Genomic DNA, 14150 nt, shown 5'->3' on the forward strand with positions numbered 1-14150 from the left:
TTAAATAATCAGAAAACAAACCCGTTGCGGGGTCGCAACAATACAGCAATTTAGCCATTTAACCACAGCCTTGGCCCATTCTTACCAGTTCGCTACCGACTTGTTGAACACGTCGGTGATAATGCGGTCGGTAATGCGGCGGTTGGCTACCGGGTCATTGACGATGCTGGCTACATTCTCGGTAGCCGCAAAGTCGGCGTTGCTCTGAAAGGTCTGCTCAAAGTCCTGCTTGGGGTCCTTGGTATTGGTGAATCGGACCCGAATCTGAATGGTCAGGCGGTTGATACCAGCTTGGTCACGCCCATCCTGGCTTTGAATAGCGGCGGGAGCGAAATCGTAAGCAATGATCTGCCCTTCAAATTGCAGGTCTCCGTCGCGCTGTACCACTTTTAATGTGGTGTTGCGCTGGAAGTAATCCTTGATGTCCTCCGTAAAGCGCTGCGACAGAAATGAAGGCCCATTGGCCGCATTGTTCTGAAACTGCGCCACCGAAATCGTCTTGTAAACGGCCGGGTCGATGGTCGTGCCGGTAAAGGAATAGATGCCGCAGCCCGCCAGCGGCAGCATGCTCAGCAGGAGTGCCAGCCACAACCCTAAGCTCTGGGCGCTGGTTAACTTATTCCAAATCATACTGCTTGAGTTTGCGGTACAGCGTGCGTTCCGAGATGCCCAGGTCCTGAGCCGCGTACTTACGCTTGTTGTGGTGCTTTTTCAACGCTTTGATGATCATCTCCTTTTCCTTGGCTTCCAGCGAGAGGCTTTCTTCCTCGGTTTCGTGCGTAATGTCCTCTACACGCTGCACTTCGTCTTCCTCTTCGTCGTAGTCGGCAGAGGCTTGGGTGTCGATGATAAATGAATCGGCGGGCTCGGTCGGACGGGCCAGACGGCCGCCTCCTTCATAAGGTGCGACGCTCAAGCTGCTGAAAAGGTGGCTGTTCTGCCGAACTAGTTCCTGCGCTTGACTGCCGTCGCCGCGGGCCGAACCAGCGGCAATTTCCAGCACCAGTCGCTTCAGATCGGTCATGTCGCGGCGCATGTCAAAGAGCACCTTGTACAGCAGGTCACGCTCCGACACGCCTTGGGGCGCGGTACCATCGGCGGTGGCGCCCAGCAGCATCGGCAGGTTAGAACTCTGATCCTGCGGCAAGTACTGGCGCAGGCGGCGCACATCTACTTCGCGGTCAGTTTCTAGCACCGAGATTTGTTCGGCTATGTTCTTGAGCTGACGAATGTTGCCGGGAAAGCGAAAGCGCTGCAGCTCCTGCACAGCCTCAAACGAAAGTGTGATGGGCTTCACGCGGTAGCGCTCCGCAAAGTCGGTGGCAAACTTGCGGAACAGCAGGTAAATATCGTCGCCCCGTTCGCGCAAGGGCGGTACCGTGATGGGTACGGTGTTGAGGCGGTAGTACAGGTCTTCGCGAAACCGACCTTCGCCCACGGCGTTGAGCAAGTTCACGTTGGTAGCGGCTACCACGCGCACGTCGGTTTTCTGCACCTTCGAGGAGCCAACGCGGATGAACTCGCCGTTTTCGAGCACGCGCAGCAGGCGAGCCTGCGTACCCAGTGGCATTTCCCCGATTTCGTCGAGGAAAATGGTGCCGCCGTTGGTTACCTCAAAGTAGCCTTTTCGAGCTTCCGTCGCACCCGTGAAAGAGCCTTTCTCGTGGCCAAACAGCTCAGAATCAATGGTTCCTTCGGGAATAGCACCGCAGTTCACAGCGATAAACTGCCCGTGTTTGCGTGGCGACAGGGCATGAATGATCTTCGAAAATGATTCCTTGCCCGAGCCGCTTTCACCCGTGATAAGCACGGTCATGTCGGTAGGGGCCACCTGAGCCGCCACTTGAATGGCGTGATTCAGCGTCGGGGCATTGCCAATGATGCCAAAGCGCTGCTTAATGCTTTGTATTTCGGAAGGGGTCAAGTGCGGGGGTGGTTTTCGTAGAGTAGACGAAAAGCGGCAACAAATATTTTATGCCGCGCCAAAAACAACTGTCATCCTGGGGCGGAGACCAAAGAGATTAAATACGTTGGGCGTTGAGTATCAAACTTCAACAATTCAACGCATCCGGGCTCTTGGCCTCTGCAAGGATGACAGGAGCGTAATTACTACTCTACTGATTCGCCCAGCAGAGTAGTACTAGTGCATTCGGTCACGAATACATTCACGTAATCACCTTTTTGGTAGTGCTTGCGCGGGAAGATGACAACCTTGTTCTGGTCGTTGCGGCCGCTCAGGTGCTCGGTGCTGCGTTTCGACACGTTCTCCACCAACACACGGTGCACTTTGCCGACGCCCATCTGGCTGCGGATCAGGCTGTGCTGCTGCTGACGCTCAATGATTTCGGCCAACCGACGCTTTTTTACGTCCAGCGGAATATCGTCTGCCAGCTTGCGGGCGGCCAGTGTGCCGGGGCGTTCTGAGTAGAAGAACATATAGGCCATGTCGTACTTCACATGGTCCATCAAACTCAGGGTCTCCTGGTGCTCCTCTTCGGTTTCGGTGCAGAATCCGGCAATTATGTCGGTGGAAATGCCGCAGTCTTCGCCCAAGATGCGCCGGATGGCAGCTACGCGGTCGAGATACCACTCCCGGTCGTAGGTGCGGTTCATCAACTGGAGCACGCGCGAGTTTCCGCTTTGCGCCGGTAAGTGAATGTAGTTGCACACGTTGTCGTACTTGGCCATGGTGTGCAGCACCTCATCGGTGATGTCCTTGGGGTGCGAAGTAGAGAAACGGATGCGCAATTCGGGGCTTACCAGGGCTACGCGCTCCAGCAGTTGGGCGAAGTTTACGAACTCCACTCCATCCTCGGACTGCCACTTATAACTGTCTACGTTCTGGCCCAGTAGCGTGACTTCCTTAAAGCCTTTGTTGAAGAGGTCTTCTGCTTCGCGCACGATACTATGCGCATCTCGGCTCCGTTCGCGCCCGCGGGTGAAAGGCACCACGCAGAAGGAGCACATATTGTCGCAGCCGCGCATGATGCTGATGAAGGCTGAGACCCCATTGGAGTTCAAGCGCACCGGCGTGATATCGGCGTAGGTTTCCTCGCGACTCAGCAGCACGTTCACGGAGCGTTGGCCGGTATCTACCTCTTTGATCAGACGGGGCAGGTCGCGGTACGCATCGGGGCCTACTACGAGGTCCACAATTTGCTCTTCCTCCAGAAACTTGCTTTTCAGGCGCTCGGCCATGCAGCCCAGCACTCCCACTAGCAGACCTGGACGCTTGCGCTTGTGCGCGTTAATCTCCTTAAGGCGCTGACGCACCGTGATTTCGGCCTTCTCCCGGATGGAGCAGGTGTTGAGCAGTACCAAATCCGCTTCGGCCAACTCATTGGTCGTATCAAAACCCTCGTCGTAAAGGATGCTAGATACGATTTCAGAATCGGAGAAGTTCATCTGGCAGCCGTAGCTCTCGATGTAAAGCCGACGCTGCCGACCCGTATGGGTCGGTTCGGTCACGCGCACATCGGCGGGAAGCTGCTCAGCGGTGCTAGGAGCGGCGGCCTTATCTAGGAAATCAAGCGTAATGATGGGTTGAGACATGGCCTCGAAGTTTCAACAGAAGGAAGGCAAAGGTACGGCTTGCCAATGAGAAATGACAGTTTGGCAGAGCTTTCAAAGGGATGAAGGGCTAAACGCTTAGGTGGCTGATCGTTTTGTAAAATCAACCGTGTAGGCGTATAATCATTCAACAACTCCGGTTTCCAGCACTTCCAGCAACGCTTTGGCTTTCAACAGGCACTCATCGTATTCGCGTTCCGGGTCGGAGTCGTAGGTAATGGCCGAGCCGACCTGAAAACTCAGGTAACCAGTGCTGGCGCGGTACTGTAGCGAGCGAATAACGACGTTGAAATCAAAGTCACCGGAGGGCCAGAGGTAGCCGATAGAGCCGCTGTACAAGCCGCGACGGGTCCGCTCGTACTGCTCGATCAATTGCATGGCGCGCACCTTGGGGGCACCAGTCATGGAGCCCATGGGAAAAGTGGCGCGCAACACGTCGGCCAGCGAGGTGCCAAGCTGCAGCTGACTTTGCACCGTCGAAATCATTTGCCAAACGTGCCGAAACGGGTATAAGCCAAACAATTCAGGCACGCGAACTGTGCCTGGCTGGCTCACGCGAGCGAGGTCATTGCGCACTAGGTCCACAATCATCAGGTTTTCGGCGCGTTCCTTCTCGTCGTGTAGTAGTTGCTGACGGCGGGCTTCATCATCGGCAGCGGTAGTACCGCGCCGGATGGTGCCTTTTATCGGCTGAGAGAGCAGCTGGTCGCCTTCGCGGCGGATAAACCGTTCGGGTGAGGCGCAAAGTAGGTAGCGGTCTTGCCACTTGTAAAAGCCGGCGAAGGGTGTAGGCGAGGCTGTTAGCAGTCGATCAAGCAAATTGACCGGGTCAATGTCAACACCCTCGGCGTAGAATTCCTGACAGAGGTTGAGCTCGTATACTTCGCCATTAAGGATGTCCTCCCGAACGAACTCTACGGCCTTTAAATAATCGGCCTTGGGTAGACGGGGCCGCAGCGGCGGTAGCGGGGCAAGCCGCGACGGGCCAGGCAAGGGCAGCTCGATAGCCGCATAATCGGCTGCGGTCAGGCCGTGCGTTTCTGTAGTTCCATCGGGACGCCAGCGCAGCCACTTGTCAGGCAGAAAAAAGTGCAGCAGTGGCCACTGTAGTCCATCTGGGTGGCGGCTGTGGAGCAGCGGCTCGACCTCGTTCTTGAGGTCGTAGGTCAGTAAGCCGCAACGCGGGGCGTCGGCAACTTGCTGCTGCAGCCAGGTATCCAGCTCTGCCAAGGATGCAGGTCCAGCAGTAGATTGCGTGCTCACGGCCAGCACGTGCTCAAAAGCGCCGCCCGCGCAGGCGGTATCAGCGGTGGGCACGAAATAGGCACAATACGGAAACTGGGCTGCCCAGCGCAAAGCCTGGGCTGGGGAAAAGGCAGGCGTGGGCATTATTTTAAGCTGGCCAGTGCCACTTTTGCTTTAGCGTCGGTGCTGGTTTTGTATTCGTGTTTGCTGTAGCTCAAGGCTTTTTGAAAATACGCTTTGGCCTGTGCGAGTTGCCCGGTTTCTTGGTAAAAGTACCCAAGCTGCAGTGCCGATTGCGGGGCAAAGTAGTAAGGCGCCGAGCCGCTGAGCGCGATAGTACGGGCGTAAAACAGCCGGGCTGAATCGATCTGCCCGAGACCGTGATAGGCGCGGGCCCGGCGGTAAGGCTCTTCCAGCTGGTCGCGTAGCGGCGTATTGCTGCTGGCACGGAAATAAGTAAGCGTAGTCAGGGCCTGGCGGTAATAGCCGCCATCAAGCTGCAGGCGGGCCTGAGTGAGGTAGCGGTTGAGCGGCGTCTTGTCGTCGACGAAACGCTGGGCATACCTATCTTCCTCAACCACTGTCTGACCACCAGCGTTTATCTGCTGCCGGCAACGCTCAGCGGCGGCTTGGTCACCATTAAGCCAGTGGGCAAGGTACATTTTAAACCACGCGTCTTTTCGGTAGTGCACGCCGCGGTATTCGCTGATAAACTGCTGATTGGTCTTGACGGAAGCGGCATATTGACCTTGATACAGCAACAGATCGGCCGCCATGTGATGGAGGTAAGGCGCCGGCAGGTAAGCCGTACCGGTGGGGCGGGCGCGGTAAGCTGCCAGTGCTTTATCGGCGTGGTGCTGCTTTTTATGAATCGACATGGCCAAGTAGCTGAAAAGCAGGTTGTCGGGCTGTTCGCGCAGCAGGCGGTCGGAGAGGGCTACGGCTTCCCCACTGGCGCTGTAGTAGGTCTGACGAATGAGAGCCAGCAGAATCTGCGACTCCAGCTGGAAGTCGTGGGGGCGGAGCGCGGCCGCGCGCAGGTGCTGCAGACCGGTATTGGTATTACCAGGCAAGCCGAGCAGGTTGAGAAACCACCGGTAGCCTTCCGGTACCGAGCCAATCAGAAACTGACACAACCCCAACGTTTTTTGGGTAGGCAAATAAGCCGGCCAGCGTTTGGCGTTCTGTTGTACCTGCAGGTACGCTTGCCGCAGGCTCCAAGCGCCTTGGAACTCGTGGTCAAACATCACCTGAGAGGCTGCTTGGTGCAGCCGCACTTCGGCCAGGGCATAATCACGCAGGGCCGAGCGGGGTAGCTCTCCCAGGGTTTTAAGGTAGCGGTCTTGCGTAGCTATCAGGCCATCGTAACGGGCCGGGTCCTGGCTGACAATGAGTTCCGTAAAGGCAATGCCTTCGTCGACCAGCAATGCGCCGGCACTTCGCGGCTGGGCGCGCAGCTCCGGCGCAATAATGGCGCGGGCCGACGCCGTGCGCAGTTTGGTGAGTTCAGCGTAAGCCCGGCGGGCAGCGGCGGAAAGCTGATCGGGGCTGTTGGCGGCTTCGCCAGGAAGCTGACTGCCTGGATCTTCCTGCGAAACAGCGCGGTGCGTAGCCGAAGTAGCACTGGTGCCCAGCATGGCAGGTACCAGCAGCATAGCCACGATCAGCGCAACCATACTCACCCCACAGCGCAACTCGGCAACAATCCACATGGGCATAATAACAAAAAAGGAACGACACTAAGGCCGTTCCTTTTCCTGAAATCAAATTGAAGCGGTTAAGCCCGGCTTTCTACGTCGGCTAAGATACGGCCGCAGTGCTCACACACGATGATTTTCTTGTGAGCGATGATGTCGGCCTGGCGCTGTGGAGGCACCGTGTTGAAGCAGCCGCCGCAGGCGTCGCGCTTCACCATTACCACGGCGAGGCCGTTGCGGGCATTGCCGCGGATGCGGGTGTAAGCCGACAGCAGTCGATCCTCTACGGGCTGGGCGGCGGTGTCGCGCTCGGTCATGAGCTTCTGCTCATCGGCCTCGCTCTCACCCACAATTACCTGCAGCTCAGCCTGCTTGTTGATGAGGTCCTTGCGACGCTCGTCGAGGCGCTGCTTGGTGCCGCTGATCTCCTGGTTTTTCTGGTCGATCTGGTACTGGGCCTCGCGGATTTTCTTCTCCGAAATCTGGATTTCGAGCTTTTGCAGCTCCATTTCCTTGCCGATGGCCTCGTACTCGCGGTTGTTGCGAACGTTCTGCTGCTGGTCTTCGTAGCGGCGGATCAGCGCTTCAGCATCCTTGGCGGCTTGCTTGCGGGCTTTGATCTGCTCGTTAAGAGCGGCAACTTCTTCGTCGAATTTCGCCACGCGCACCTCGTACCCGGCAATTTCATCTTCCAGGTCGCGAACTTCTTCGGGCAAGTCGCCGCGTACGCGCCGGATTTCATCGAGTTGCGAATCGATGCGCTGCAGGTTGAGAAGGGCTTCCAGCTTACTGGCTACGGTGATGTCCGAAGCGGAGTTAGAAATCATAGCGAACAGGGTTCGTGGGGGTCTCTGCTAACAAGACCGCAAAAGTACGCGCAAATTTCTCGGTAAGCAATTCCCGGAACAACTCACTTGTATATTGTTCGCTTTCGTAGTGACCCACGTCGCAGAGCAAAAGGCGGCCTTCGGGAGCGAAAAATTCGTGGTATTTGATGTCGCCGGTGACGTAAGCATCGGCACCAGCGGCCACGGCTTTCTTCGTCAGAAAGGAGCCAGCCCCACCGCAAACAGCTACTTTGTGAATTTCGGTTTGGAATTCGGTGTGCTTTACCACCGGCACCTGCAGCCGTTCGCGCAGCAGGCGCAGAAACTCTTTAGCGGGCAGTGGCTCTGGCAACTCGCCAATCATGCCCGAGCCCACGTCCTGGTGCTGGTTTTCGAGCTTGACAAGGTCGTAAGCTACTTCTTCGTATGGGTGCGCCCGGCGCATAGCTTGAATTATTTGGTGCTGCCGGTGCAGGGGCAACAGCACCTCCACGCGCAGCTCGGCGGCCGTTTCGTGTTTACCCGGTTCGCCGGCGAAGGGGTTGGCGTCGGCGCCGGGCGTGAAGGTGCCCTGGCCAGCCACCTGGAAGCTACAATCGCGGTACTGCCCAATATGGCCGGCCCCGGCGTCGTACATGGCGCGTTTGACGGCCTCTGCGTATTCGGGCGGTGTGAATACGGCCAGCTTGCCAAGCAAACCACTTTTGGGGTCGAGCACGCGAGTATTGTTCAGGCCCAACTTCTGGCACAGCTTGTGGCTGACGCCGTGCCGAACGTTGTCGAGGTTGGTGTGCGCAGCGTACACGGCTACGTCCAGACGCAGGGCCCGCATAATAGTGCGCTCCACTTCGTTGGAGCCTGTGAGGCGCTTCAGTGGCTGAAATATGACGGGGTGATGCACCACTATCACATTGCAGCCACGGCGCACAGCCTCGTCGATAATGCTCGGGGTGCAGTCCAGGGCAATCAGCACGCCTTTGACGGGCATTTGTGGGTCGCCGCACTGCAGGCCGGCGTTGTCATAACTTTCCTGGTAGGGCAGCGGTGCCCAAGCCTCAAGGGCGCGGGTAAGGTCTTGAACGGTGACGGACATGTGGCGAAGGTAGGGTTCGGACGGTTTTTAGCTCGCAGAAGCCGCAGAAGGTTGCACGGAAGGCGCTGCGCTCTGTGCCTTCAACGGGCTAAGCCAACGTGAGCCACCTTAAATCAGCTCCCCGAGCACTTGGGCATACCGAGCCGCATACTCCGGTACCTCCCGACGCTTGTACTGCATGAGGTAGCGAGGGTGGTCCAAAATGATAATGCGCTCAAACAAGTTCAGCTCTTTATTAAGCAAATTTAAATAGTCGCCGTTGCGGCGGCCAAGGCTTACCACCACGTCGCGGCGTAGCCCCAAGGCTACCTGATGCTCTACAGCCTGCCGGATATGAGGCCAGAGGGCCTGCGTCAAGGCCGGGGCATCGTAGTAATTGTAGTTTAGTCCGCTGCGCGTCAACACCAACGGATAAAGCGAGCCGAGATAAAAGTGTTGGTAAAATGAGGCTGCACCGCCCAAATTATCGACCACCTTGTACACGAATTGGCTGGAGACCTCTCCACGGCTCGACAACTCGTGCGCAATGCCGCAGTGCGTCTGCAGCGCGGCTGGATCGGTAAAAGCCACGCCGGTAGTGCCGCCGCCGAACCGCCCAGGGTTGATGCCCAGCAATGCCACGCGTGACTGGTTGTCAGCGTAAAAGCGCTGCGCAAAACGGGTTAGCAGCTCCTGCGCCGGGCTTTGGCAGTACGGATTTACGGCCTCGACGCTATCGGGCAGCGGTGGCGAGGCGGGGAAGCCGGTGAGGAAGGGCAGCAGGCGGTCGGCGAAGGTATTGGGAGGGCTCATGTGCAAATTCCATACGTAGCCAAGGTGGAAGCGGCCGGGCCGTGGGCATTTCGCGTATTTTTGCGGCCCGTCGCTTTTGCTGCCGACAAAGTATCCTCCGTTTCATGGCCCGTTTGCTGACCTTTTTGCTTTTGCCGCTGAGCTGGTTGTACGCCAGCGTGGCGGCCGTGCGCAATTGGCTGTACGATTCGGGCCGCTGGGAGAGCACCGGGGCTGCAGTTCCGCTGATCAACGTGGGCAACCTGCGGGTGGGTGGCACCGGCAAAACGCCGCACGTGGCTTGGCTGGTGCAGTACCTTCGCGAAGCTGGCCATAAGCCGGCCATCCTGAGCCGCGGTTACGGCCGTAGCACCAGCGGCTTCCGCCTCGCCACCACTGCTGATACGGCTGCCAGCATCGGTGACGAGCCCTGGCAGCACTTTCATGGTTTTGAGCAGCAAGTGCCGGTGGCCGTGGACGAGGACCGCCGCCATGGTCTCGCTCAGCTGAGCCAGCTGGTGCCAGCTGTTACGGCAGTGGTGCTGGATGACGCTTTTCAACACCGTCGCGTGCAGCCCACGCTGAACATTCTGCTCACCGAACAAGCGCGACCGTTTTGGGAAGATTATGTACTGCCGGCTGGCCGCCTGCGCGAAAGCCGTGGCGGCGCACGGCGCGCTGATGTTGTTATTGTGAGCAAATGCCCGCCGGATTGGCCTGATTATGAACAGGAAGCCGCCATCGGGCAGTTGCGCCGTTATCTGCGGCCCGGCGTGCCCGTGCTGTTCTCTACCTATCGTTATGGCGAGCCAGTACCGGTGCTGCCTGACTTGGTAACCTCGGTACCGGCAACGGCTGGCCAAGAAGTAGTTGTGGTAACGGGAATTGCTCAACCCGAACCGCTGCTGGCAGAGCTGCGACGGCGCGGCTGGCGCGTGGTGCAGCATCATAACTTTGCGGATCATCACGCATTTACGCCGAGTGAGTTGGCCGCCGTAGCGGCTGGTCTGCCGCTAGGCGCAATCGTTATTACCACTGAAAAAGACGCGGCCCGCCTGCGCGAGCGGGCGCTACGTACCAGCGTGGCAACTTTGCCGTTATTCTACGTTCCCATTCGTGTGAGCTTCCTGGCCGATGGCGCTGAGCGCCTCCAAGCCTTGCTCGCGCCGCCCCAGCTTACGCCCCGTGCCGTTGCCTGACGTTTCTGCTTTCTGCTTTTTGCTGCGGCCTAGCCGCTTTCTGCTGCTCTGCCTGCTGGTCGTGCTGCCTTTGCTGAGCCGTGGCCAAGTAGTGGATGACTCTACCAAAGCTATTTATGGTCCCAAAACTACGCTGGTAGTTCGTGAGGCCAAGGTGCTGCGCAATCTGACCGAAGGCACTTTTTTGGATACCACCTTAACGGGCATTCAGAACACGCGCAATTGGTACTACGACAGTACCTTCCAACAAGACTTGGGTAACGTAGGCACTGCTTCGCGTCGGCTGTTATGGGAAACCAACACGCGCATTGGGGCCCGCTTCGGCCGTAACGCGTTTGACCGGTACTTCCGCGACCCAGCTAACATTCCGTATTACGACACCCGCTCGCCGTACACCTTCTTCCGCTTTGTACAGGGCGGGCAAGGGGAGCAGGTTTTCGAAGGAGGGTACAGCCGCAGCATTAAGAAGCTGTTCAACGTAGGCGTGGCGTACGAGCGGTTTGGGGCCAACAAGCAACTAGCGGCCCGAAATCCGCGGGAGCAGCAAGTAGCGCACTCCGGTGTGCTCATTTTCGGGCGCTATCAGTCCAAAAACGACCGATACTACCTACTGACAAACTTTTATACCGCCCGGCACAGTGTAGCCGAGCAGGGAGGAATCCTGCCCGGGCCCAACGACAGCTTGCTGAGTCAACTGTTTGACTACCGGGCTGAACAGGTGCAGCTCACGCAGGCCATCAACGCAGAAAAGCGCAACAGCTTCCACTTGGCCCAAACGTACCAACTCCTGGGACGCGGCCTTACGGCCTTTCAGGTGCTGGATTTGCGTCAGCAGGAAAACAAATACACCGATGCTCAGCTGCGGTTTCTTAACAACCGCCTGCAGTTTTATCCGCGTGCGCGGCTGGACTCGGCCCGTACCAACGATAGCGCGGTATACCGGCAGATAGAAAACACTTTCGGCTTGCTCGGGCGAACCGATTTTCTGGAGTACCGCGTGTATGGTCGCTACCGTGGTGCATGGCTGCAGTCTCGTTCAGGGCGCGCTCGGGAAGGGCTTCCCCACGAATTTGATTTGAACCGTCAGCAGTTTTTTGCCGGTGGCGATGTGGCGTTCCGCTGGCGCAAACTATTTGGGGTACAGGTTGCCGGCGAGTATAAGTTCTTCGACGAGGCTTGGCTGCGCGGTTCCGTTCGCTTCGGCCCGCTTACCGGCGAGCTACTGTATGCCTCTTACGAACCCACCCTTACCCAGCAGCGCTTCACCGGCAACCATTACCACTGGGACAACACGAGTGCCTTCAATAACACCACGGTCAACCAGCTGCGGGTGGCGCTGGACCAAACGCTGGGCAGGTCCGGGGCCCGCCTGCAGCAGCGCTTTTTGGCGTCGGCCACGGTAGTAAACATCAACCAGCTCGTGTTCTACAACGAGCGCGCCGAGCCGCAACAGCTCCGCGGCGACGATGCCAACAAGCAGTTGCTCATCGGTATGGTACGGCACCAGTTCCGCTACGGCGTTTTTCGGGCCGACAACGAGGCCACCTTTACCCAGGGCGGCGACGGGCCAGGGCTGCGTATTCCGCCCATCGTGGCCAACTCCCGCTTATACTTCGAAGGCTTTCTGTTTAAAAAGGCCTTGTTCAGCCAGGTAGGCGTCGAGACCTTTTTCCGCTCGCGCTTCCAGCCCTACGGTTTCTCGCCCAGCACGCAGCAGTTTTTCGTGCAGAACGAATTCACCTCGCGCAGCTTTCCGATAGTGGATGTGTTTGTAACGGCGGACATCAAAACCGTTTCGGTGTTCCTCAAAATGGCTTACGTCAACCAAGGACTGGGCCGTGACGGTCACTTCGCTTCGCCTTACTTCACGGGCACGCCGCGTAGCTTTCAGGTGGGCCTTAAGTGGGACTTCTTCGACTAAAAATGAATGCGTAAGCTACTAGCTTGATGCTTGATAGTTGAGTTTGTCTTAACAATTACTTGATTACGTTTTCTTGCCGCATGACCGATCATTCCTTCGCTCTGCCCTCGGCTGAAGAAGCCCAGAAACGCGAAAAAACCATCCTTAAACTCAAGCTCAATACCGACCCCCGCTGGGTAGATATTGCAGCTAAAAATATTGGCGACATCCTCGTCGACCACGCTTACTGTGAGCAGAAAGCTGCCTCTACGGGCATTTCGCTAATTGTGAGCTACCCCGAAAAAAACCGGCTCGTAGACGAGCTAACCGAACTGGTAGCCGAGGAGTGGAGCCATTTCGAGCGGGTGCTGCAGGAGCTGCGCAAGCGCAACCTGCCGCTGGGCCGCCCGCGCCGCGACGAGTACGTGGTGGAACTGATGAAGCACGTGCGCCGCGGTGGTTCCCGTGAGCGGCAGCTCATGGATCAGCTGTTGGTGTCGGCGCTTATTGAGGCGCGCTCCTGCGAGCGGTTTAAGCTGCTCTGGAAGCACATTCCCGACGCTGAGCTAAGCAAATTCTACTACGAGCTTATGGTGTCCGAAGCTGGGCATTTCGTGGCCTACGTGGATCTGGCCAAGGAATACTGCGATGCGCAGGAAGTAGACGCCCGCCTGCAGGAACTGCTCAAAATTGAAGGCGACATAGTCACCAACTTACCAGTACGGGATGACCGAATGCATTAGGCTCGTCCGCGCCGCTGCTGCGGCAATGAACAGCAATGATTTCCTCTTTGGGCTACTAACGAGCTTGTTGGTGCTGGTTTTGGGTGTGCCGGCAGCGGCGCAGGAAATACCCGCTGGCTTGGTGCTTCCTGATTCCATCAAAACCTCCATCACGGCTCGGCACGTGCGCGTACCGGGTTCCACGTTCTACGTGCGCAAACACGCCGATTACGTGGCCGAAGAGTCGCTCAACGGCTTGGTAAAGGCCAACGGAGCATTGCTGGAAGTGATGCGCGTGCCGGAAGCCAATTTTATGAAAGTGCGCAGCCTGATTGTGCGTCAGTACCTGGCCGAAAAAGGTGCCCGGGTAGAAGTACAGAAAGAGCTGATGTTCAACGCTTACCCGGCCGTGTACGGCGAGGGGGAAAGCATTGAGCCCGGCAAGAGCCTTATGGTGCTGGCCTTTGGTGACTCGGCCTTTATCACACTCGTGTTTGGCCTGTATCAGGACAACGATACCCAATCTGAGGCTGAACTGCGTCAGATGCTGCTCACCGGCTGGTACGATGCCCGCGGCAAGGTGCCGCCCCTGGAGCTGGCGCCGTTCTTTATCGACCTGAGCGGCACACCCTTTAAGCTGCACGAAGTCAGCGACGACGGCAAACGCTACACCTTCGGCCTGGCGAACCAGGCGTCGGCCACGCTCGATCCGCTGGCTACCCGGTTTACAGTGCAGGTGTTGCGGCCCACGCCTTTTCCCGACATGCGCCAACGGCTGTTACTGATTGCCCAAGACCGAACCACCCCCGGTGCTGTGCTGAAGACGGAGGAACGTCAACTGCAAGTCGCCAATGCCTTTTCGTACGAAGTCAGCGCCACGAGTACGCTACAAGGACGCCGTAATGCGTGGTACCAGATCATCCGAACCGATGACGAAGCCACCTTGCTTTTTGACGGCCTCACGTTTCCGCCCCTGCCCAAGGCTTCAACGCCGGCACCGCCCGTGGCCAAAGGAGCCAAGTCAGTGCCGGCGAAAGCACCGGTCAAAACTCCGGCGTCGGAGCCCGACCTGATGCCGGCCTTGAAAAAAACGGCCGCTACGCTGCGCATGAAGCGTTAGAACGCA

The 14150-nt window shown here is 57.8% G+C and carries 12 protein-coding genes; 4 read left to right on the plus strand and 8 right to left on the minus strand.

Annotated elements, in window-relative coordinates:
• Positions 1–81 precede the first annotated feature (81 nt).
• From AC5FXY_RS10045 to AC5FXY_RS10080, 8 genes are all read right to left on the minus strand, one after another.
• Positions 82–630 carry an LptE family protein gene (locus tag AC5FXY_RS10045; RefSeq protein ID WP_493556535.1) on the minus strand — a complete coding sequence of 183 codons (549 nt, stop codon included), beginning with the start codon at positions 628–630 and terminating at the stop codon, positions 82–84.
• On the minus strand, positions 617–1924 hold the full coding sequence (locus AC5FXY_RS10050) for a sigma-54 interaction domain-containing protein (protein ID WP_493556536.1): 1308 nt from the start codon (positions 1922–1924) through the stop codon (positions 617–619). The genes AC5FXY_RS10045 and AC5FXY_RS10050 overlap by 14 nt, the downstream gene beginning before the upstream one ends.
• A gap of 185 nt (positions 1925–2109) precedes the next feature.
• Positions 2110–3552 carry a tRNA (N6-isopentenyl adenosine(37)-C2)-methylthiotransferase MiaB gene (miaB, locus tag AC5FXY_RS10055; RefSeq protein ID WP_493556537.1) on the minus strand — a complete coding sequence of 481 codons (1443 nt, stop codon included), beginning with the start codon at positions 3550–3552 and terminating at the stop codon, positions 2110–2112.
• Between the two features lie 141 nt (positions 3553–3693).
• A complete protein-coding gene (locus AC5FXY_RS10060) occupies positions 3694–4959 on the minus strand; it encodes an anthranilate synthase component I family protein (RefSeq protein WP_493556538.1) in 1266 nt (421 codons plus the stop codon).
• Positions 4959–6527, minus strand: a complete 1569-nt coding sequence (locus AC5FXY_RS10065) for a tetratricopeptide repeat protein (RefSeq protein ID WP_493556539.1) — start codon at positions 6525–6527, stop codon at positions 4959–4961. Before AC5FXY_RS10065 ends, AC5FXY_RS10060 begins: the two co-directional genes overlap by 1 nt.
• A gap of 65 nt (positions 6528–6592) precedes the next feature.
• Positions 6593–7339: a zinc ribbon domain-containing protein gene (locus tag AC5FXY_RS10070; protein ID WP_493556540.1), complete on the minus strand. Its 747-nt coding sequence runs from the start codon at positions 7337–7339 to the stop codon at positions 6593–6595.
• Positions 7329–8432, minus strand: coding sequence for a Nif3-like dinuclear metal center hexameric protein (locus AC5FXY_RS10075; protein ID WP_493556541.1), 1104 nt, complete (start codon positions 8430–8432; stop codon positions 7329–7331). The genes AC5FXY_RS10070 and AC5FXY_RS10075 overlap by 11 nt, the downstream gene beginning before the upstream one ends.
• Positions 8433–8540: 108 nt before the next feature.
• Positions 8541–9224 carry a uracil-DNA glycosylase family protein gene (locus tag AC5FXY_RS10080; RefSeq protein ID WP_493556542.1) on the minus strand — a complete coding sequence of 228 codons (684 nt, stop codon included), beginning with the start codon at positions 9222–9224 and terminating at the stop codon, positions 8541–8543.
• 104 nt (positions 9225–9328) lie between these two features.
• Between AC5FXY_RS10080 and lpxK the strand changes: the two genes are divergently transcribed.
• From lpxK to AC5FXY_RS10100, 4 genes are all read left to right on the plus strand, one after another.
• Complete coding sequence (gene lpxK, locus AC5FXY_RS10085) at positions 9329–10402, plus strand: tetraacyldisaccharide 4'-kinase (RefSeq protein WP_493556543.1); 1074 nt, start codon at positions 9329–9331, stop codon at positions 10400–10402.
• Positions 10395–12323, plus strand: a complete 1929-nt coding sequence (locus tag AC5FXY_RS10090) for a putative porin (protein WP_493556544.1) — start codon at positions 10395–10397, stop codon at positions 12321–12323. The genes lpxK and AC5FXY_RS10090 overlap by 8 nt, the downstream gene beginning before the upstream one ends.
• A gap of 80 nt (positions 12324–12403) precedes the next feature.
• Positions 12404–13045, plus strand: coding sequence for a MiaE family protein (locus tag AC5FXY_RS10095; protein ID WP_493556545.1), 642 nt, complete (start codon positions 12404–12406; stop codon positions 13043–13045).
• Between the two features lie 25 nt (positions 13046–13070).
• A complete protein-coding gene (locus AC5FXY_RS10100; protein ID WP_493556546.1) occupies positions 13071–14144 on the plus strand; it encodes a hypothetical protein in 1074 nt (357 codons plus the stop codon).
• The last annotated feature ends 6 nt before the right edge of the window (positions 14145–14150 follow it).

This window comes from Hymenobacter sp. FMD4 (genome assembly GCF_058932745.1).

Excerpts from the sequence above, each read along its gene's own strand:
- AC5FXY_RS10045 (WP_493556535.1), bottom strand. The coding sequence starts at position 630 with ATGATTTGGAATAAGTTAACCAGCGCCCAGAGCTTAGGGTTGTGGCTG.
- miaB (WP_493556537.1), bottom strand. The coding sequence starts at position 3,552 with ATGTCTCAACCCATCATTACGCTTGATTTCCTAGATAAGGCCGCCGCT.
- AC5FXY_RS10060 (WP_493556538.1), bottom strand. The coding sequence starts at position 4,959 with ATGCCCACGCCTGCCTTTTCCCCAGCCCAGGCTTTGCGCTGGGCAGCC.
- AC5FXY_RS10065 (WP_493556539.1), bottom strand. The coding sequence starts at position 6,527 with ATGTGGATTGTTGCCGAGTTGCGCTGTGGGGTGAGTATGGTTGCGCTG.
- AC5FXY_RS10070 (WP_493556540.1), bottom strand. The coding sequence starts at position 7,339 with ATGATTTCTAACTCCGCTTCGGACATCACCGTAGCCAGTAAGCTGGAA.
- AC5FXY_RS10075 (WP_493556541.1), bottom strand. The coding sequence starts at position 8,432 with ATGTCCGTCACCGTTCAAGACCTTACCCGCGCCCTTGAGGCTTGGGCA.
- AC5FXY_RS10080 (WP_493556542.1), bottom strand. The coding sequence starts at position 9,224 with ATGAGCCCTCCCAATACCTTCGCCGACCGCCTGCTGCCCTTCCTCACC.
- lpxK (WP_493556543.1), top strand. The coding sequence starts at position 9,329 with ATGGCCCGTTTGCTGACCTTTTTGCTTTTGCCGCTGAGCTGGTTGTAC.
- AC5FXY_RS10095 (WP_493556545.1), top strand. The coding sequence starts at position 12,404 with ATGACCGATCATTCCTTCGCTCTGCCCTCGGCTGAAGAAGCCCAGAAA.
- AC5FXY_RS10100 (WP_493556546.1), top strand. The coding sequence starts at position 13,071 with ATGAACAGCAATGATTTCCTCTTTGGGCTACTAACGAGCTTGTTGGTG.